17 protein-coding genes are annotated in these 19,938 nt (G+C 34.1%); 13 read left to right on the top strand and 4 right to left on the bottom strand.

The annotated features are described in order from the left end of the window. Genes CKF54_RS08110 through CKF54_RS00825 form a run of 8 tightly spaced genes read left to right on the top strand, consistent with a single transcriptional unit; the run spans position 1 to position 8,679 of the window. Complete coding sequence (locus tag CKF54_RS08110) at positions 1 to 150, top strand: hypothetical protein (RefSeq protein ID WP_222987464.1); 150 nt, start codon at positions 1 to 3, stop codon at positions 148 to 150. Next, complete coding sequence (locus tag CKF54_RS00855; RefSeq protein ID WP_119524398.1) at positions 143 to 499, top strand: phage tail protein; 357 nt, start codon at positions 143 to 145, stop codon at positions 497 to 499. The genes CKF54_RS08110 and CKF54_RS00855 overlap by 8 nt, the downstream gene beginning before the upstream one ends. Continuing rightward, on the top strand, positions 499 to 1,083 hold the full coding sequence (locus CKF54_RS00850) for a hypothetical protein (RefSeq protein WP_119524397.1): 585 nt from the start codon (positions 499 to 501) through the stop codon (positions 1,081 to 1,083). Before CKF54_RS00855 ends, CKF54_RS00850 begins: the two co-directional genes overlap by 1 nt. Next, positions 1,070 to 1,483: a Mov34/MPN/PAD-1 family protein gene (locus CKF54_RS00845; protein WP_222987463.1), complete on the top strand. Its 414-nt coding sequence runs from the start codon at positions 1,070 to 1,072 to the stop codon at positions 1,481 to 1,483. Before CKF54_RS00850 ends, CKF54_RS00845 begins: the two co-directional genes overlap by 14 nt. After that, on the top strand, positions 1,419 to 2,561 hold the full coding sequence (locus CKF54_RS00840; protein WP_147396796.1) for a MoaD/ThiS family protein: 1,143 nt from the start codon (positions 1,419 to 1,421) through the stop codon (positions 2,559 to 2,561). The genes CKF54_RS00845 and CKF54_RS00840 overlap by 65 nt, the downstream gene beginning before the upstream one ends. Continuing rightward, the gene (locus CKF54_RS00835) at positions 2,561 to 7,159 is read left to right on the top strand and encodes a phage tail protein (RefSeq protein WP_119524394.1); all 4,599 of its coding nucleotides are present in this window, start codon (positions 2,561 to 2,563) and stop codon (positions 7,157 to 7,159) included. Before CKF54_RS00840 ends, CKF54_RS00835 begins: the two co-directional genes overlap by 1 nt. An 8-nt stretch (positions 7,160 to 7,167) precedes the next feature. Next, positions 7,168 to 7,929 carry a hypothetical protein gene (locus tag CKF54_RS00830; RefSeq protein ID WP_119524393.1) on the top strand — a complete coding sequence of 254 codons (762 nt, stop codon included), beginning with the start codon at positions 7,168 to 7,170 and terminating at the stop codon, positions 7,927 to 7,929. Between the two features lie 18 nt (positions 7,930 to 7,947). Beyond that, the gene (locus tag CKF54_RS00825; protein WP_119524392.1) at positions 7,948 to 8,679 is read left to right on the top strand and encodes a hypothetical protein; all 732 of its coding nucleotides are present in this window, start codon (positions 7,948 to 7,950) and stop codon (positions 8,677 to 8,679) included. Between the two features lie 110 nt (positions 8,680 to 8,789). Here CKF54_RS00825 and CKF54_RS00820 read toward each other — a convergent pair whose 3' ends face one another. The 4 genes from CKF54_RS00820 to CKF54_RS00805 form a co-directional block, all read right to left on the bottom strand. Then, positions 8,790 to 9,722, bottom strand: a complete 933-nt coding sequence (locus tag CKF54_RS00820; RefSeq protein WP_119524391.1) for a hypothetical protein — start codon at positions 9,720 to 9,722, stop codon at positions 8,790 to 8,792. A gap of 7 nt (positions 9,723 to 9,729) precedes the next feature. Further along, the gene (locus tag CKF54_RS00815; RefSeq protein WP_119524390.1) at positions 9,730 to 10,863 is read right to left on the bottom strand and encodes a tyrosine-type recombinase/integrase; all 1,134 of its coding nucleotides are present in this window, start codon (positions 10,861 to 10,863) and stop codon (positions 9,730 to 9,732) included. A gap of 206 nt (positions 10,864 to 11,069) precedes the next feature. Continuing rightward, positions 11,070 to 12,242, bottom strand: coding sequence for a DNA repair protein RecO (locus CKF54_RS00810; protein ID WP_119524389.1), 1,173 nt, complete (start codon positions 12,240 to 12,242; stop codon positions 11,070 to 11,072). Between the two features lie 18 nt (positions 12,243 to 12,260). Continuing rightward, a complete protein-coding gene (locus tag CKF54_RS00805; RefSeq protein WP_119524388.1) occupies positions 12,261 to 13,259 on the bottom strand; it encodes a MurR/RpiR family transcriptional regulator in 999 nt (332 codons plus the stop codon). Positions 13,260 to 13,370: 111 nt separating this feature from the next. On the opposite strand from CKF54_RS00805, the gene CKF54_RS00800 reads away from it, so the two are divergent. The 5 genes from CKF54_RS00800 to CKF54_RS00780 all read left to right on the top strand — a co-directional run bounded on the left by CKF54_RS00800 (position 13,371) and on the right by CKF54_RS00780 (position 19,904). Then, a complete protein-coding gene (locus CKF54_RS00800; protein WP_119524387.1) occupies positions 13,371 to 15,344 on the top strand; it encodes a Mur ligase family protein in 1,974 nt (657 codons plus the stop codon). 243 nt (positions 15,345 to 15,587) lie between these two features. Further along, on the top strand, positions 15,588 to 16,559 hold the full coding sequence (locus tag CKF54_RS00795) for a helix-turn-helix domain-containing protein (RefSeq protein ID WP_119524385.1): 972 nt from the start codon (positions 15,588 to 15,590) through the stop codon (positions 16,557 to 16,559). A 176-nt stretch (positions 16,560 to 16,735) separates the two neighbouring features. Further along, positions 16,736 to 17,854 (top strand): flavodoxin-dependent (E)-4-hydroxy-3-methylbut-2-enyl-diphosphate synthase, encoded by a 1,119-nt coding sequence (gene ispG / locus CKF54_RS00790; RefSeq protein WP_119524383.1) that lies wholly within the window; start codon positions 16,736 to 16,738, stop codon positions 17,852 to 17,854. 83 nt (positions 17,855 to 17,937) lie between these two features. Further along, the gene (gene hisS / locus CKF54_RS00785; RefSeq protein WP_119524381.1) at positions 17,938 to 19,191 is read left to right on the top strand and encodes a histidine--tRNA ligase; all 1,254 of its coding nucleotides are present in this window, start codon (positions 17,938 to 17,940) and stop codon (positions 19,189 to 19,191) included. 14 nt (positions 19,192 to 19,205) lie between these two features. Next, positions 19,206 to 19,904 carry a YfgM family protein gene (locus CKF54_RS00780; RefSeq protein ID WP_119524379.1) on the top strand — a complete coding sequence of 233 codons (699 nt, stop codon included), beginning with the start codon at positions 19,206 to 19,208 and terminating at the stop codon, positions 19,902 to 19,904. The last annotated feature ends 34 nt before the right edge of the window (positions 19,905 to 19,938 follow it).

Below are 19,938 nucleotides of genomic sequence, written 5' to 3'. Positions count from 1 at the left end.
ATGAATAAGAAGTTAAATATTACTAGTAAGAATGTAAATATTACAGTGTATAACAATTTGCCTGATGCAGAAGTTCAGGTTGCAGGCGATGATGACGGAAACTTTGATATTTTTATCGTAGATCAACGAGGTACGAAAGTAGATGAGTAATCAAGAATTAGAAGTATTTGCTTGGGAATTACCTAATGGCGTATCGTTTAGTCATGAGAATACTACCAAAGAGCATGATTATGGTTTTGGTTACTCTGAAAGGTATTCTCAAGACCCTCATGGTCCAAGTATCAAAATAAGTGCAACGATGAACCACAGAGTGGAAGAGATTATAAAAGTTAGGGATTTCTTACTTAGACACTACAAGGATGGAACTAGCTTTATCGTTCGCCCTATGGTCTTAGGCAAGAGGGAGGAATACGTAGTGGTATGTGATGGAGTTTCAACTGTAACGCAAAAGAATGCCGTTGAGGCTTCTATTGCGTTTAAGTTTAAAGGAGTTAATTAGTGGTCAGAGCGCCTTTAGTTTTCTTATTTGATATTTATCTAAGATTTGCTAAGACAACATTAAACGAAGATTTTGAACACTTTTACATGTGGTTAACTAACTACGACGCAGGGAATGGGGTTCTAAATTACAACGGAACCCCATATAAACCGTTTAACGTTAAGTTTAGTAATTTGCAGGAAGAGATTGCTAGCAACAGTAAAAACAAAGTTCAATTAAGTAACCTTAACCAAAGGTTTGCTTCACTTTTTGCATTGCATGACAACTTCATCGGCGGAAGTGTAAAAGTAACTATTATCTACAAAGATAACTTAATTATTAAGTCCCCAGAATGGTCTAAAGAATTTCAAATCAGTGCGTTTAGCTCATACGATGTGGATAAACTTGTGTTAGAGATTGTTACTTACTTAGACCAAGAGAGAACCTTACCTCCAATAGATTGCCGTGAGCTATGTCCTAATGATTTAGGAGATCGTGATTGTGCATATGTTGGGGAGGAAACAGAATGCAATAAAACATTTAAACGTTGTAAAGAATTAAATAATACAGACAGATTTCGAGGGGTTGAAGTTGGAACTGAGTAAAGAGCAAGCAGAGCAATTACAAGCCTTAGCAGATAAATATCCAAATGGAGAAATCAGTGTGTTGGTTATTGAGAACATACAAAACGGATCTATAGAATTGCTTGATGTCACAGCAGATGATCCTGAAGAAGATAAAGCTTATTTTGCTACACAGAAGTATTTCGAGCACGTTAAGAATGGTACGCTCAAAGCAATTGTTCACTCTCATCCTGCTAAGGGTAAATTAGAATTTTCTGAAAAAGATTACGCTCAAATGCAATTCTCGAGCGAGGGTTGGTATCTGTTTTTAGCGGGTAACCAAGAAAGAGAATATTTATATTTTCAAGGAGTAGATTATGAGAGTGAAACTATACAGCCATTTAGCACGCAAATTTGCCCCGTATTGCGACGTAAATATTAGATCAATAGGAGAACTAGCAGAATGCCTTGAATGTCGTTATAAAGGCTTTAAAAATGAATTTAAACGCATGCAGGGGGCGGGTATAGTATTTATCTACCTTTTAAACGACAGCTTAACGCCATTAGAAGATGTTGATGTTGTCTTAAAGGATCAAGATGAACTGCATATTATCCCAGTTTATACGGCTAGCTTTCTTGGCAAAATTTGGAAAGGAGTTAAGAACCTCTTTAAGGGCGTGGTAAATGTCTTCAAAAGTATTTTAGGCTTAAAGAAAAAAGGAACTGACTCCACTACACAGAATAACGACGAAGACGGCGAGGGTAAAGACGCCTTTACAAATAACATGAAAAATGATATAGAGGGCAAAACTATCCCTATCGTTTACGGCAAAATTAAGACCGGTTCGGTTGTGTTATCTAAGCACTTAAATAGTCAGATTTTAAGCAAACCTAGCACTGAACAAACTCAAGCAGAAACTAAATTGTTAGAGAAAATTAACACTGGTAAAAGTGAAGAAGAAAAAGTAAACTACGCCGACTTATACAGCGCACATCAGCGTACGATTGACTTCGCAAGCATTGCTATCGAAGAGCAAGAAAGAAGAAAGCTAAGCAATGAACGAGCCACTATGCTTGAAAAGAAATATCAAGATTATCGTATTGATGTAACCGTATACAAAGATGAGAATATTAAGAGATATCATAATAGAAGCGCCACCCATTTAACACAAACTCAAAATCAGCGTAATAGTAAGATTAATGGCAATAGCTACTATAGTTATGAAATCTCAACAGAACAATATTCTTACATTGTTTATGGGAGATACAATGATAAATCTGGGGGGCAATCTATACATAGGTATACTTATACCCGTTACTGGCTTCACCCAACTAAGGACTTAATTAGTGCCCAGTTTGCTTTTGAAGATCTGACACAAGATGAGACTTTTCAGAAAGTAGAAGCATACTTAGAGTTAGCAATTGCACAGGCGTACTACCAGATTGGCGAAGACGGAAAAAGTGGAAAAACATTTGCACAAGCTAAGAAGAATTACGTTAAGTTAGGGGGAACCTTATAATGTCTGAGGTACAAAATGATGATTTATTTCAGAAGTTAAACGAGAGAGAATTAGCTTTTAAAAGCTTACATCTATCTCCTTACAAAATTAAGGTTAGTAAAGAGCCACCTTATAAAGAATTGTATAAAATTGCAGTTCAGTATATTGAGCAAGTTGATGATATTTTGCGCTTTTCAGAACCTGACGCCTTAGATTTCTTTAAAGAACGTTTTAGTTTTACCTATTACAGTGAGTATGGTAAAGCTTTTATTAACGTGACGCAATACCTAATTAATGTGCTGGTTAGAGAAGCGCAGGAAGCATTTGATAAGCGCGAAGATGTTCAGGAACTGCTTGCAAAATTACAATCTTACAGCGAAAGTGAGGGGGCTTATTTCTCTCAATTTTACGGTTGGGCACTAGCTCTTAATAATTTAAATTTTAATAGTCACGTACTGGATTATTATCGTGCTAGCTACCTTAATGGTAGCCACGAAAAACAGAATGAAATTCTACTAGATATTAAAAGTTACATCACCCTAACCCAGAGTATTAGTCGCTCTGGTAAAAGAGTATTAAATGAAATTCTTTCACAGAACTCACAGATAGCAAAACTAGTTAGAAGCTTTAAGGCAAACATACCTAGTGGGGTCGAAAAGGTTGAGCAGAGAGTTGTACCTGACACCTCTAAAGGTTCGAAATTAGTTGCTAGATTATTTAAGCGAAGCGTTACGCCTAAGATAGATTACCCAACCAATACCTTAGTGCAACAGGAGAATGTGATAGATGTTTTATCTATTGGACCTATCGGCGGATTAGTTGACGGGCATAGAAGTATTTACATCGATGACACACCTATCTTGAACGCTAAAGGTATCAAAATGTTGCCTAATGTGCAAAGTGAGTTAGTGCACGGCTGGGCAACCCAAAGTATACCTTACTTAAATAACTACCCTAGTGTAACTAAGAAAGTAGATAAAAGCGTTCATCAAGATACCCCAGCAGTTGTAACAGTTAATTACCCTAACGCTTCTTATGTTGAAGTAGTTTTGTTAATCCCACAGTTAATTGACGCAGAAGTCAAAGCAAAAATTGAAGTAACTAATGCACAAGGGGAAAAATATACTCTTTTCAAAGACACCATTACAGGCAAGTGGACCAATGATAAGGAATTTAGTTTTAAGTACTACGTCACAAGTGATGAAGAATATCCTTTAACTATCACAGTTTACCGTGAAAATGAAGAGATTGAAGACGACACAAACCGCTCTAACCCGTTGAAATTTAGCAGGGTTCAAGCCGTTAGAGAATATACTCCGTCGTACCCGTCCTTAGCTTATGTTACTAGTGTGTGGGACAATAAAAGCTATACCAAAGAACCAACTAGAAAATTTCATATCTATGGGCGTCTTGTAAAAATACCTACTAACTATAATCCTTATTCTCGTCAATACACTGGAGAATGGGACGGTAAATTTAAGATTGACTGGACAAACAACCCTGCGTGGATAATTTACGATTTATTAACAGATCTTTACATTGGCTTAGGCGCACAAATCCCAATAGATAAAGTTGATAAATGGAGCTTTTATAACTGTGCACAATACTGTGATGAGTTAGTTGACGGTACACCGAGATGGACGTTCAACGGGGTAATTACAAAGACAGCTAAAGCGTTTAACATTATCAATCAGATCGCGGGGGAATGTCGTGCCAATATCGTAGATAGCGATACCGGAATTAAAATGCTCATAGAGCGACCGCAAAGCCATGTTTATATGTTTGCTAACTCAAACGTAATTAATGGTAAATTTACCTACCAAGGTTCAGCATTACGTACACGTAACAAGAGAGTTGAGGTTAAATATAGCGATCCAGATAATGACTATAACACGAGTTCAGTTTTCGTAAATGATAGTAAAAACGCGAGCGATTATCGTGCTTCAAAAAGTGTGACATTAACAGGTTGCACAAGCAAAGAGCAGGCAATACGCTATGGAAAATTTATCTTAGCAGTTGAGAAGTTTGAAACTAATACGGTAAGCTTTACTGGTAATTATGACAGCATTATGGTAGAGGTTGGCGATGTGGTTGCAATCTCTGATTATATTGTTTCAGGTATGTATGCTAATGGTCGCTTTAAAGCAATCACAACAAATGGCACCACCGCAAATCTATACTTTGATATCTTGGACGATAAACTTAAAAAAGAGAAAAAGATTTATCTTCAAGTGTCAAGTGGTAAAGATCTTTTAACTTATGACTTACACGATTTGCAAAAAGATGATAAAGGTTATTACGTAACCATTGATATCACTGAAGCACCACCGCCAAAAGTCTACGATACTTATACGGTTTACACCACAAACTTCACCCCGTCATACTATCGTATTATTAGCAAATCGATTAGCCCTGACCATACAATTACTTACCAAGCACAAAAATATAGTAATGTCAAGTTTGACGTTGTAGACGGTAAGGTTGATATAGGTTTCACAACCGAGTCTAACAACTACGGATTACAAATGCAAGTTAGTAATCTTAGCAGTGCTAAAGCTAATTTATCTCTAAGTAATGGTCAAGTTAAACTTACTATTACATGGAGCGATCAGTCACGAGGAGACGGTACTAACTACCGCGTGTTAGTTAGTAATAAGAAAACTCAAAGCGCACTATTTAGTGGGATAACAGACACTAACAAAATTATTTTTGTTTGCGATCAAAGTTTACCAGTGACTGATACTGAAATTTTAATCTATCCAGTAATTAATGACACAATTAACCAGTCTGGTTATTTAAAATTTGATTACAAAATTAACATACCTAGCTTAGTACCTAGCAAACCTAAGATTAATAATCTAAGTATTGTTACAAAGAAATCTACCCGTTCAAACATTAACATTTCTACCTCTGTTAACTTTACAGATGTAATCAATGAGAAGAACATAGAAAACGTTAAATTAATGTTCAGCTCTGACCCTAAAAACTTACGTACTAATGCGAGCGAACTTCTAACTGAAAGCAATAACAAGATAGTTGTTATTGATGTAAGCAAAAGTAATTCTGCACGCATAAATGCAACCTTTTCAGCAAATGAGATCGAAATTTTAAAACTTCAGAGCTCTCTTTTAAGTAAGGACATCGACGGCGTAAGTTACTATTACCGACCTCTGTATTGTAAAGTTGTACCTGTTAATCGTGCTATTAATCAACTATTACCTAAGAATTACAAGAATGATGACTGGGGCATTATTGACTGTTCTTTTTACGCTAAAGTTGATACCCAATACGCACAGTTATATGTTCATAACAGCGTAAGGGGTAATAACAAATTAGAGATTAATACACCAAGCAATGATCAGGTTGTTAATGTGCCTTTATTTGCAAATATAAGGGTCAAATTGAACGATGTAACCATTAAGACGGACAAAAGTATATTCTCGACTAAAAGCTCTTCTATTACGTTTAAGTACGATCTTTTTGATGTGCTACGTTTAAGGGAGAGTAAATCTTACAAAGTAGAATATTCTAGCTTAATTGGAAAAGAGTATGAGCTTGTTGAAGAGGTTGATTTTAATATCTCTGGCAACGCACCAGAAGCTAAAGTGGATATTAATGGCACCTCAGCGCAAATTATGCTAGTTAATGATAACGAAGCTAAACCTGACTGGATAATACTGGACAAAACGAGTACCAATTGGCGCTTTTTAAAGTACACCATTCTATGGAATAATCAAGAAGTTAGAACTCAAGTGCAAACTCCAATTTTCAGCGTTAGTGAACTATCAAAGAAAAAATACGCATACGAGTTCAGATGTTTCAATGTTTATGATTTTCAATATTTTAAAAAGGGGTCAGTTAGTATAAAGAGCAATAACACTACACAGGTTAATATACCTAACTATGTTATTGATATTTCGCGTTTAACTGTGCCGGGCAATAGTGGACGACCTTATCATCGTGAAAACAATACTAAGATCAGAACAGTTGCATTTTCTCCAGCAACTTACAGAGCTATTTTTACAGGCGACAGGGTAAAAACTTATCGCATAAAATCCGTTAACAATCGCTCCTGGAGAGATCCAGATAACTTTGCTATGGCTGGGGATTACAAGTCAGTTGTATCTTTTAAAAGTCTAGATAAGAGTGAACAAGATTTAATCAAAAATAGTGATGAGCTTTTACTTAGAGGGGTAACAATTGGCGGGGTAAATGTTGAAAAAGTAATAACCACCAAAAGCACTAGTGGGTATTATCTGGATAAGGATAACTTAGCCTTAGGTCTTAAATATGGAGCTAAAGAAGATTTAAACTCACTTATTTACGACCTTACCGCTATTGAGGTTATTAGAAATAGCACAACCGTAGAAGAGAAAACTCAAGGCTTATCGATTGTTACAAATAGCAAAGGAGAGGGCACTTTAGTTGTAAGTTCAACTGAAATGGTAAACATTTTAAGAACTGAAATAACTAACACAAACCCAAGCAATGCACAGGCTTATGTACGTTATGATGACGACGTAAGTAGCAATAAGAGAACTTTTAAGGCGACTACTGTAGACTTAGAAAACAAACCTATTTCTGCAAGAGTAAATTTTACCGTTTACTACACAAATTAAGGATTTAAATGGCGATTAGATTATTAGAGATTATAGGATCAGATCATAATCCTATTGATGTATTTGATACTTTTAAAGCAGGTTTAACTTACTCATTAACCATGCAAGCCCCCAATACAGCTACCAACCTAGAGGGGCAGGTATTTTTTGATAGTAATTATAAGAGCTTAAATTACATCACTGACACAGGAAAGAGTAATTACAAGAATATCTGGACAACTGACTACACATGGGAGAATGCTCTACCAGCAATCTATGCACAGCGCACAGCTAATTCTGGACAGAACCATAGTCCAGAACATTTCTTAAAGGATCTAACCATTTATCAGACTGGTAAAAGTTCAGCAGATCTTAATAATGAAAGTAATCAGCTAGTAACTATGGACGTATTAAAGCAAGTACTTCTAGCTCTTGCTTTCTTTGAAAATAGTCCAAGAAATTACAACTCTGAAGCAACTATAAGCGCAAAACAAAAACCAAACGGTACTAATGAGCAATTTTCATCAAAACCCGGCGGGCTAACTATAAAAAAAGGTTTATACTCTGATGTTAATCCAGTAAATACTAAAAAACGAGTTACTTTCACCAAGGCATTTGATAACCAGTGTATGTTTGTGTTATTTTCACCATTTGCAAGTAAAGCCGGCAAAACAGAGGTTTACCTTGATGAAGATAGTAACTTAAACGATAAAGAGGGCTTTACTTTTTACGTTAAAGAAACGCTAAGCAATAATAGAGTTAGCTTTCTTTGGTTTGCAATTGGATTTTAAATTTGATAAAGGAGAACTATGACTGAAGTTAAATATTGGTATGACCCAGATACAAATCAATTTCACAAAACAAATGGCACCACCTTAGCGCCAACTTTAACAAGTTTAGAAATTGATGAAGATGATTATGATTACTACTTAAGTAATCTGGAGTATGTTCAACCTGATAGAGAGGGTTATCCCTCACTACCACCTAAGCCATACATTGAGGACGATTTTGCCCACTGGGATAGAGATCTTCAGCAGTATGTGCAAACTGAAGAGGAAAGAGAACTGTACTTAAGTTATGTTAACTCTTCAGCAGTGGAAGAAGCTATGCGTATTATCCGCGAACGCGCGGATAAGTGGGTTACGCAAACACGTAACACTTTCTCTGATCAGTTATTAGAACGTCAGTTTTTACTAGAAGCACGTGAGTACAAAAATAAACCTGACAAGTTACCAAATACTAGCGAAATTTACAAGTACTGCTTACTAAACAACGTTACCGCAACTGACAAAATTGAGGATATCCTTAAAAATCAAGAAGTTGCGTTAAATTTAGCGCAAGCTCTGAACCACTTCGAAAGCTATCTGACCTTAAGAGTGAAAGAGAAGAAACTTCAGGATTTAGTTGGTAAAGAAGCAGATGAGTTCTATGATGAAGTACGTGAGTATGCTCCGGAGTTTATTACAGATCTGTATAAGCTTGCCTTGAGAAAAGCCGAAGAGGATAAAGCTAAGAAAGCTAAGGCTAAAAAATCCAACTAAAGCTAACAAAATTATTTTAAGCAATAAAAAAATGCCTACTTGAAAAAGTAGGCATTAAAATTTAGTTCTTATTGACCACCAAGATAAAATAAGAACTAAAGGCTAGAACATTATAATCCTAAAAGCTTATCGTCCCAAAAGTTTTCAGAGTTAAGCACTTCAGCGACGTCAGCAACACACTCCAGTGTGTTAGTACCATATTTTTGCATTGCACAAATTAGTGAGAACTCATCTCCTGTGTGCGTTGAAAAACAATTATCAACGACTACGTCTGTGACTAAGTTCTTGTTGTTTAATTTTTGCAACAATAAATTATTAAACTCACACCCATATTTCGGTACTAAATTATTGAGCGCTCTTGCTCTATGGTTGTGTATGTAGTTCTTAAATAAAAGAGATACTATTATCTGCTTTTGTTCATCTTCATAATAATCAGATGATCCTTTTAATCTTTGTAGTTGTACACCAGTTAATTCTGTTTTAATAAACAAGAGCCCCGGACAATATGCAACTTTGCCTGACCTCGTTTTAAAACTTAACTCTTTATTTCTCAACTCTCTTATGAAGTCAAGCGTGCGCTTGATATGGGGTTGTTCAATCATTAGATTAATTTTGTCCATATCAAACAAGTTGAGGGAGTCAGAATTATCTGGATTAATTAGATCCTGATCTGTTATCTTAATTTGTTCACTGATATGATTTGCTAAAGTATAGATTACACTAGAAATGGCAGATCTATCTAAGATAAATAAATGCTTTTCATCTTCACGATTACCCACCTCTAATTCCTCGGCAATTCTTTGCAAATCAAAATGCAAGTTATTATTGCCAGCTACTCCGAAAAGAATAGCTTGACTTAAAGGGTTAAGCTCTTTAATGTTACCATTGCCAATGTAATCACGTAGCCACTTGGTAAAGATTAAATCTTGTTTTAAGTCTGACACAACATGGACATTGATACCCATTAGCACTGTTTGCAATTTGTCAATAAAGTAAGACTTACCTACCTTATCAGCGCCCTCAATAATTAATATTCTTAACATTCTTCACCTATTTAAGTTTATCGATTAACTTCAAAATATTTGTATTCTCAACTAAGAGCTTAAACCATTCTTTAAAGAGAAATTCTTTTTCTGTTTGAAACTCATATCTGTTATAAAACTTATCGGCTTGGTTAACTACTTTTTTACCGTGTGCAATACAAGCAGATAGCGCCGCTTCATAATTAGGATATCTCTGATACATTGTGGTCATAAACGTAGTTCTAAAGCCGTGAAATGTGCAATTAAAGGGCTTAGTTATATTTCGATCTACATAACCACTATTAAACTCATAAAATAAAGGTTTGAGTTCATCAACTAAGTATATTTGATGTTCTCTTTTGGCTTTCATTCTCTCTTCTGGGATTATCCACCAGTTACCTTTTAACTCATCTAAATTTAGATTTTGCACCTCTTTCATCCTGCAAGCCGTGCAAATAATTAACACAGTTAGACGAAGTTGGTCATAATTAAAATCGCCATTTATTATATGATTAATAAAATCACTCATCTGAGAAAACTCAAGCGCGTTGTGTGATTTAACTTTATGATCTTCAAAAAGTAAGTTACTGTAATCAGGTAGCTCAATTGGATTTATTAACTGTTCTTTTGCCGCAAAAGATAACACTGATAGGAGATAATTATATATAGATCTCATAACCCTAGCACCACTATTTGACAATTTTTTAAACTCTTCACGTAATAAGCTAGGTTTGAGATCTATCGATTTTATGTTACTTAAAGAGATCTCTTTAAGTTTCTTATCTAAATATTTATAAGTTTTTAAAGAATTTTCTGATAGTTTCTTCTCTTTTGATGAAATATAGTATTGACTAAGTTCAGCCACTGTCGGATAAATAGATAGCTCGCGATTTTCTTGTACCTCTTTTCGTTTTAAATAGGTAGCCTCGCGAGCTTCTTCTACGGACATGCCTAGATTACTATCGTAGACATAATCTCCGATTTTAATTCTCTTAGTCACGCCATTAACGCGTGTATAATAGTACCAAGTACCTCTGCCCAATTGTTTTGGAGGTATTTCTAGAAAGAGAGCATTACCGTCTGATAAACGTACTCTTACCCCTTTTTCCAATGCTCTTTTAACGCCCTCTTTAATCTTTGTTTTGGTTAACTTACCATACATAAATTTAGCCTTATTAAAGTTAAAATTGAACTACAATTTTGTTAACAATTTAGTAACATGTTTTTAAAAAGATACCATATTATAGCATTTTTAGGTATCTAAGACGACGCAACGATGTGTAAATACTTAGTTGATAAATAAGCATTTTAACGTAAAGTAAATCTCTCGTTGCGTAGTTTTTCATAATATACCATTATACGCGAAAATTATGCAATTTCCAAATCGCGTAAAAGTTTTTTGTACTCTATTAATTTTTCTCGTGCGTTAATAACACGATTACCGAGTAAGACATTTAAAAATGTTCTACTTAAGTTAGCAGCCTGTTGCAAAAATAAACTTTGAGAGCTTTGATCAAGTTGAGCAAAAAGTTTATAGTTATAAAAGTTTTGCGCAAAAGCATCATTAGTTTGAGACTTTTGTAAAGCTTCAAATTCTTTGAGTTTATTAGCTAGAGCTTTTTCTAAATCTTCTTCTGTAAAGCTCTCATTTTTATATGAGGTACGGGTAATAACTTGTTGCCACTGATCAACTTCAACTCTAACTTTAAATAATTTATTATTGAAGCTTGTGCTTTGTAAATCTACTTGCTCAAGAGTTTGAGAATTTAGCTTATTACTAGTTGGGTAGTTATTAGCTTCAACTAAGAAAAGTTCTTTGAATAAGTGGAGATTTTTTCCGGTAAAAGTTAGCTTTTCTTGTTGCTGTAACTGTAAATGCTGAAATTCTAAATATTGCATAGCTAGAGGATCAACTTGATCTGGATTTTGCTCCCATTGTTGTCTTAACTGGGCTTCCTGCTCTAGGTATTGCAAATTCATATACTCTAGTTCTTTACTATCAATAAAACCTTGTTCCGAAACTAAGCAATAATTTTTACTTACTTCAATATCATTATTTAAATAATCTCTTGAAATATTCGGTAGTATCCCTAAAAAGTTAAGTAAGCTTAGTTCAAACTTACGTAAAGTTAAACTCTGTTGGTTATGATCATTCGCTAAAAATAACTCTAAAATGGTATCTTTATATAAGTTAAAAAGCTCAAAAGCTTCCTCTGCCATATAGCAATCAGTAGAGAGAAGCTTAATTAAGAGTTCATTTACATAGCAAGCACAGTAGAATTGTTCAATAGGGTAGCGAATTGCTAAACTCTCAATTTCAACTTTATTGATATAATTAAGTTTTTTGCCAACAACTTGTAAGTGTAGCAAAGAGAAATATTGTAAAGCAGGACCTAATTTTGAGCTTTTGCTATTTGCGCCTTTGCAATAGAGATGAACTAATCCTTGCTCTAAGCTAAGAAAGTATAGTCTAACCGTATTATTCCCATAGTCCTCTTTATAGAGTACAAAGCCAGTGTACCAAGTATCATTTAACGTCATATAAAATGTTGTCTCAGACTAACGCTTTTTACTCTGGTTTAATAGATCTAAAGCGTTGAGGTTGTTTAAACGACTATTAGTTGAACGTTGAATATCTAAAGCTGTTACTAGCCCGATAATGCACTCAAAAATTAATAATTGGCTAACACGGGTATAAATGCTATCCTGGAGGTTATGATAGTTTTTATCATAAGTACCACTTGAGGTAAAAGCTAAATCGACTTTTACACTAAGATCAGCACGGGCGTCATTACACATCCCTATAGTAAAAACTCTTTGCTTTTGTAAAAGCGAGATTATGCTTAAGATATCCTTATTGTAGCCTGAACTTTGTACCGCAATAGCAACGTCACCTTTATGAAGAAGACAAGCTTTACTGATTATATCAGCAGGGCTTGAAGCGCAAATCGCCATAATACCAATTGTATTAAAACGATAGGCAATCTCTTCAATTAAAAAGCGATTAGCTTCTGTACTAATTAAAAGAAGATTACGCGCACCATAAATTTGCTCTGCAGCTTTGCTTAAGATATTTATTTGTGAAGACAGTTTGTGTTTAGTTTCTAGAGAAACAGAAGCTAAGTAATTTGTTGCTTTTGTAAGTACATCTGCAGGATTTGATTTAGTATTAACATCTAAATCATAGATGTCATCTGGATTTATTTCTTTTTTAGGGATATCGAAGAAATGGTCGATAAAATACTTTTTAAAATCAGTAAACCCTTTAAATCCCAGAAGCTTGCAAAAGCGCATTATAGAAACTTCACCAATGTTTAGTTTTTTCGCACAAGAGGCTAAAGTATTATCACGTAAGATATCAGGGTTAGCTATAACTTGGTTAGAGATAGCTCTCATTGACTTAGTAAAGTTTTCTTGATGTGAATCAAAATACTTTTCTATAGCTTTTAGATTAGGAACGCCATAAGCTAATTTATCTTTATGGGTTGGTTTAGCTACTACCTTTTCTGTTGTAGTCGTTTTGTTGCTTTTAATTTTTTTTATTTTTTTTATAGTCATGATAGGGTTTGCTACTTACTTGAAAGCTACCTTTTGCTTGTAAGCTTTTTCTGTAAAAATTCCTAAAGATTATTATAACCCAGTTTATTGAAAGTTTAGATATTGATCTACATGAACAAACAAATATCATTAAATGACTTTGTTAATAAGTCATTAACGGCAAAATCTTCTCCGCAAATTGAAGATTTGACCAGAATTTCCCAGTTAATTCGTATTTTTGTTTTAACTTGGCAAGTATACAGTTTAGTTGCGAATTTAAATAGATCTAGAAATTTAGTAAGTGAAAGAGATCTTTTGTCAGAAGTTAATCGTAAGTTATTAACTTTATTGATTTGTCAAAAGGACTTGCTGCCTCAAGATAATTTTCTTGCTTCTATCGATCTCCAAAAATATCTTTCATTTTTACAGCAGACCTTACAAGATAAGCAAAAAGATCAATATCTTGTTACCCAAGAATTAGAGCAAAAGTTACATCTAATTATTCAAAGAATTTCACCACAAGCATTTAACAATGTGGACATTTTTAATGCAAGTAGAACAGATGCAACTTTGGTAAAAACAAAGAGTTCACTTCCATTTGTTATAACAGTTGGTGGGACTAATGGTAAAGGGACTACTTGCGCATTTTTAACTTCTCTTTTAAAAGATTTGCAGGTAATAACTTTAACCAGTCCACACTTGTTAGACTACCGTGAAAGAATTTTATTTAATGGAGAAAAGATAGCCGAGAATTTTTATCTTTGGGGCTTTAAAATCCTTGAAGATCTGTTAGCTTTGTTTCTATCACAAACAGAGCAAAGTCATGAGGTATATTTTAATTTTTCTCAACAAAATACTCTACTAGCTCAATTATTTGCTTACCTTTTTGAGGTAGATGTTTTAATTCAAGAAGTGGGGATTGGCGGATTATTAGATGCAACCAATACTTTAGATGCTCATCTTGCAGTTATTACGAGCGTAGATCTAGATCATATAAATATGCTCGGAAATAGTCATAAGGAAATTGCAGAGAATAAAATTGCGATAGCTCGTAAAGCTGGTAAAGTTATTTACTTGGCAGATGAAAGTTATCTTGCTCAAGAAATTAAAGAGCAATTAGATTTTCTTAAACTCTTTCCTAAGGATATAGTTAAAACTTTAGCTGGTAAAAGTAATTATGTGCTTTCTAACTTGCAAGCAGGTATCACCGCGTACAATTATCTCTTTACTTTAAAAGAAGAACAAGACGTAAGAATAGGTGTAAAAGAGCGATTTAGTTTAGGTAGATTAAATGATTTTACGACTAAGTCTAGAAGCAATATAACTAGAGGATCTCTAGAATTACGTAGTCCTAATTGCTTTTCTTGGGCTCTACAACACTTAAATTTAACTCCTCTTGTTAAGGGAGAAGCTGACTTTTTTCATAAAGCTATAGAAAGTATAAAACTTTATGGGCGTTTTTCTGTCTTAAATAAGAATGGTAAAAAAGAGTTTTTTAGTAAAACTTTAAATTACCTAATAGATTTACCATTAGAGCAAATTAATGTAATTTTTGATGTTGGACATAATCCGGCTGCTGTAAAGCAAACATGTCAGAAATTGTTAGCTTCTTTTACTGGTAAAAACATTTATCTGCTTTCGTTTGGTTTAGAAAAAGATATAACTTCTTGTCTTGAGCAAATTAAAGCTCTTGATGTAAATGCGGAGATAATATTACTGCCGATAAAGCATGAGCTTAGAGGTGTTACTCTAGAACAACAACTAAATCGTTTACCAGCTAACTATTCAGTTAAAACAGTTGAATCTTTAACTCAAGCGCTTGAAAGTTGTTTATATAAAAGCTTAGTTGAGAGAAATGAAAAGAATATCTCTAGAGATATCAAACAGCTCTCTAAAGTTCAGTCAAGCAATATTGGCAAGATAGTAGACGAGATAGTAGATGAAAACAGCTTAGAAGGGCAAGTAAACATTAAACTAACTAAGCTTGCTTTAGCAAGTGAGCCTATAAATTTAGTAATTATGGGAAGTTTTTATTTACTGGCAGATATTTGTTCAACTTACAATTTTGCTTTAACAAATGATAACTTTTTAGAAAAAGCTAATTAAAGAAGCGATATCTAAGTCTTTTAGCGCAAATATTTTAGAAAAATATTAATTTTTGTTAGTTTTCTTTTAAAAGTTATAGTAATTATTGGTATAATGTTAAAGAAATGTTTTATTATCTGAAGATAAGATATTTCTTTAATTTTTTATGTGATATCCATTTTTATATAGTAATGGATAGTGATTAGTACTTTTGCGTATGTTAAGACCTAGGTCTGGACACAAGTTATTTTTTTAAGTTTTACTATGACCTCTTTGGAAAATAATAAAGTAGAAAATCTTTCAACATTAGAAGATCAAACAGAACTCCAAACTCTTACCCCAGAGAATTTTGGAACTTATTTAAAGCAAAAGCGTAATGAAAAAGGTGAATCTCTAGAAGAGATCAACAAAAAAATTCACATTAATACTCGCGTATTAAAAGCTTTTGAACAAAACCATTTTACTAATATCGAAGATTTTGATAATGTTTATTTAAGAATGTACTTAAAAAAATATGCTGACTACTTAGGCATAGATGATTATTCTTTAATAGATAAACAGATTTTCGAAGATACAGCTAAACAAGTAAACCGTGCTGCTAAATTAGTTCCTGAAGCAGGAATTGAAGCTAAACGCAGTGCTAGTAGTAGTTTACGTAATAGCCATCTAAATAGTAGCTTTAATACTCCGTCGCGTGCTAGAAAACTATTTTTCTTAGTTTTATCGCTCTTAATTTTAATTGTAATTGGTGCGGTTGTAGTTAAATCAGTTTTTGTTGATAATCAATTATCAAACCCTACACCTGTGGTTGTTGAGAGTAATAATGCACAGGTGACACAAGAACAATCAAATCAAGAGTTAGCTCCTACGGCTAACCCAAATAATACAGAAGGAACTGCTTCTGATACAACAACAGCTTCAACTGCAGAAGAAACTGTTGCAGAACCTGTAGTTGTGGCAGAACCTACTGAGCTGATAGCTGAAGATGGTACTGCAGTACCTTTAAAAGGTGTATACATCAAATTAAGTGCAGATAGCTGGATTGGAGTAAAAACCTCTAGTTCTCAATCATCTTGGGGCGAACTAAAAGTTCCTTTAGATACTTTATTTGAAGTAGATACAAAATATACAGATTTACGCATTGGTAATGTTAAAGGGGTTAAATATCTTTACATTAATGGGGTAAAACAAGAATTACCTACAGCGCGTAACATTACAAATGTTAAATTAAAATAGTCTTCTAAAAAAGCTTCGCATAGCGAAGCTTTTTTTAGTTAAGATCATTTAACATTTAGCTAAGTAATTTTTAGTAAAGCAAACTCTTGGTTAGTGGCGATAATAAAAGATATTTTGGAGATATGGTATAATATCGACGAGTAAATCTAAATTATCAGATTACTAAAATAGAAAATATGAGTAGTGAATTTAAAGTTATAAAAGATCGTCGTCCTACCAGAAAAATTTGGGTAGGAGATGTAGCTGTAGGTGGTGATGCACCAATTACAGTACAGTCTATGACCAATACTAGAACTACCGATGTAGAAGCAACGGTAGCACAAATTAAGAGTTTACAAGATGTAGGGGTAGATATTGTACGAGTATCTATTCCAACTATGGATGCCGCAGAGGCGTTTAAAGAAATTAAGCAAAGTGTAGAAGTACCACTAATTGCAGACATTCATTTTGATTATCGCATAGCTTTAAAAGTTGCTGAATATGGGGTAGACTGTTTACGTATTAACCCTGGTAATATTGGTAACGAAGAAAGAATTCGCCGTGTAGTAGAAACTGCACGTGATAAAAATATTCCTATTCGTATAGGTATTAATGCAGGTTCATTAGAAAGAGATCTCCAAGAAAAATATGGAGAACCAACTCCGGAAGCTCTAGTTGAGTCTGCGTTAAGACATGTTGATTATCTTGATCGTTTAAATTTTGAAAATTTTAAAGTTTCAGTTAAAGCGTCAAATATTGATTTAGCTGTAGCTTCTTACCGTAAACTAGCGGAAGCTTTACCTATGGTTCCTTTACATTTAGGAATTACAGAATCAGGAAGCTTACGTTCAGGAACAGTAAAATCTGCAATTGGTTTAGGAATGCTACTAGCTGAAGGTATAGGTGATACTATCCGTATTTCTTTAGCTGCAGATCCTGTGGAAGAAGTAAAAGCAGGTTTTGAAATTTTAAAATCTTTAGGTTTACGCAAGCGAGGCATTAATTTTATTGCTTGTCCTACTTGTTCACGTCAAGAGTTTGATGTAATAGGTACAGTAAACGCTTTAGAAGATAGATTACAAGATGTTTTAACACCATTAGATGTATCAATAATCGGTTGCGTGGTAAATGGACCAGGTGAAGCTCTCGTAGCTGATATGGGAGTAACTGGTGGTATGCGTAAATCAGGTTTTTATGAAGATGGTAAACGCATTGACCGTTTAGATAATGATCTAATGATTGACCAACTTGAAGCTAAGATTAGAGCAAGAGTTGCGGTTGAAAAAAATCGTATAGAAATTAAAGACTTAAATTAAGCCAGTAAAGATAGCTGGCTTTTTTGTTATACCATTTTTTGGTATACTATAAGACGCTAGAGAATTTAAGAACAAAGTATTTTATGACTAAAGTTATCAAAAGTTTGCGTGGTTTTAATGATGTTTTACCACAAGATACATATATTTTTAATAAAACCTTAAAAACATTATTAGAGATTTTAGACAAATATAATGTTAGTGAAATCAAGACACCTTACCTAGAGTCAACTGCACTATTTGCTCGTGGAGTTGGGGAAGCTACAGATATTGTTGAAAAAGAAATGTTCTCTTTTACAACAAATGACCAAGAAAGCGTAAGTTTACGTCCAGAAGGTACAGCGGGCACTATGCGCGCTTGTATCGAACACGGTTTATCATATAACCAAGAGCAACGCCTCTATTACTTTGGTCCTATGTTCCGTTATGAACGTCCACAAAAAGGACGTTATCGTCAATTCCATCAGTTAGGGGTTGAAGTACTTGGGATTAAAAACCCAGCTTTAGACGCAGAAGTATTAATTATGATTAACGACTTCTGGAAAGCTTTAGGTTTATCTGAGTATATTAATTTAGAAATTAATAATATCGGTACTAGCGAAGCTCGTGCGCAATTTGGTAAAGCGCTATATGATTACCTAGTGCAATATAAAGAACAACTAGATGCAGATTCACAAAGACGTTTAGAATCAAACCCTCTACGTATTCTTGATTCAAAAGATGCAGGTACGCAAGAAATTTTACAAAATGCTCCAGTGTTAGAAGACTTCTTAGATCAAGAAAGCATTGAATACTTTGAGCAACTAAAAAATATTCTAACTGTAAACGGGATTAACTTTACAATCAATCCAAAACTAGTACGTGGTTTAGATTACTACAACGATACTGTGTTTGAGTGGACAACAACACGTTTAGGTGCACAAGCTACTGTATGTGGTGGTGGGCGTTATGATCGCTTAGTTGAAATCCTTGGAGGACATGCAACTCCAGGTTTTGGTTTTGGTTTAGGATATGAACGTTTATTACTATTAATTGAAGAGATTCATGGTAAAGAAGTTGCACCTCCAGCACAAGTATTTATCATTAATGATGGTAATGTTCAAGCTTATACTTTACAAGTTGCTTCTTTATTAAGAAATGCTGGTTTTAAAGTTCTAAATAACTTAGCAGGTGGTAAATTGAAAAAACAATTTGCTAAAGCTGACAAATCAGGCTCACCAATTGCTTTAATTATCAATGAAGAGTTAGCTGCAAAACAAGCTGTAAATCTAAAATACTTAGCAACAGGTGAACAAAAAGAAGTTATCTTATCTGAATTAGTTGAACATATTAAAATCTAAATAGGAACTATTCAATGGCATATACAACCGAAGAACAAGACTTCCAGTCTTTTATGTCCAAACTTCGTAAAAATTTACCATGGATCCTTTTTGCAGTAGCAATTGGTTTTGCGGTATATTTTGGAATTAATTGGTATAAAAATCAACAAACTCGTCAGTCACAAGCAGAGTACCAAGAATATGTACAAATTATGAGCGTGGCTAATCAAGGCGAAGGTGTTGAAACAAGAAATAATCTTCTTTTAAATTATATTAAGGATCACCCTAAAAAAGCTTTAGCAGCTTTAGGAATCTTAGACCAAGCAAAATACTTAGCTGACCAAGGTCAATATCAAAAAGCTTATGATCTAGTGAATGCTATTCCAGCAAATAATGAATTATCACCAGAGTTAATTGCAATTACTAAAGCAAAACTGTTATTACAATTAGGTCAAGGTGAAGATGGTATTCCTGGATTACACGCTATCGCTCAAGGTGATTGGTATGTAGACGCTCGTACTTTAGCGGGAGATATTTTCTTTGCTGATGGTAAATACCAATTAGCTTTTGAAGAGTATAATCATGCTAAAGATTATTTAAATCAACAAATTAACCAAGCAGGTACTGAAAACGTTGATTTAACAGCGTTACAAGAGAAAGTTTCATTTTTACAAGCACGTATGAACATTGCACAATCATATGTGAAAAACTTACCAGCGTCTCAAGGTAACTAATTTTTACTAAATGTAAGATAATAAAACGGCATCA

It is taken from the genome of Psittacicella hinzii (genome assembly GCF_003585885.1).
Classification (GTDB): Bacteria; Pseudomonadota; Gammaproteobacteria; order Enterobacterales; family Psittacicellaceae; genus Psittacicella.
Note: the sequence above shows the minus strand (reverse complement) of the source record. Positions and strands in the feature narration are given on the sequence as shown.

Excerpts from the sequence above, each read along its gene's own strand:
- CKF54_RS08110 (WP_222987464.1), top strand. The coding sequence starts at position 1 with ATGAATAAGAAGTTAAATATTACTAGTAAGAATGTAAATATTACAGTG.
- CKF54_RS00855 (WP_119524398.1), top strand. The coding sequence starts at position 143 with ATGAGTAATCAAGAATTAGAAGTATTTGCTTGGGAATTACCTAATGGC.
- CKF54_RS00840 (WP_147396796.1), top strand. The coding sequence starts at position 1,419 with ATGAGAGTGAAACTATACAGCCATTTAGCACGCAAATTTGCCCCGTAT.
- CKF54_RS00835 (WP_119524394.1), top strand. The coding sequence starts at position 2,561 with ATGTCTGAGGTACAAAATGATGATTTATTTCAGAAGTTAAACGAGAGA.
- CKF54_RS00830 (WP_119524393.1), top strand. The coding sequence starts at position 7,168 with ATGGCGATTAGATTATTAGAGATTATAGGATCAGATCATAATCCTATT.
- CKF54_RS00825 (WP_119524392.1), top strand. The coding sequence starts at position 7,948 with ATGACTGAAGTTAAATATTGGTATGACCCAGATACAAATCAATTTCAC.
- CKF54_RS00820 (WP_119524391.1), bottom strand. The coding sequence starts at position 9,722 with ATGTTAAGAATATTAATTATTGAGGGCGCTGATAAGGTAGGTAAGTCT.
- CKF54_RS00815 (WP_119524390.1), bottom strand. The coding sequence starts at position 10,863 with ATGTATGGTAAGTTAACCAAAACAAAGATTAAAGAGGGCGTTAAAAGA.
- CKF54_RS00810 (WP_119524389.1), bottom strand. The coding sequence starts at position 12,242 with ATGACGTTAAATGATACTTGGTACACTGGCTTTGTACTCTATAAAGAG.
- CKF54_RS00805 (WP_119524388.1), bottom strand. The coding sequence starts at position 13,259 with ATGACTATAAAAAAAATAAAAAAAATTAAAAGCAACAAAACGACTACA.
- CKF54_RS00800 (WP_119524387.1), top strand. The coding sequence starts at position 13,371 with ATGAACAAACAAATATCATTAAATGACTTTGTTAATAAGTCATTAACG.
- CKF54_RS00795 (WP_119524385.1), top strand. The coding sequence starts at position 15,588 with ATGACCTCTTTGGAAAATAATAAAGTAGAAAATCTTTCAACATTAGAA.
- ispG (WP_119524383.1), top strand. The coding sequence starts at position 16,736 with ATGAGTAGTGAATTTAAAGTTATAAAAGATCGTCGTCCTACCAGAAAA.
- hisS (WP_119524381.1), top strand. The coding sequence starts at position 17,938 with ATGACTAAAGTTATCAAAAGTTTGCGTGGTTTTAATGATGTTTTACCA.
- CKF54_RS00780 (WP_119524379.1), top strand. The coding sequence starts at position 19,206 with ATGGCATATACAACCGAAGAACAAGACTTCCAGTCTTTTATGTCCAAA.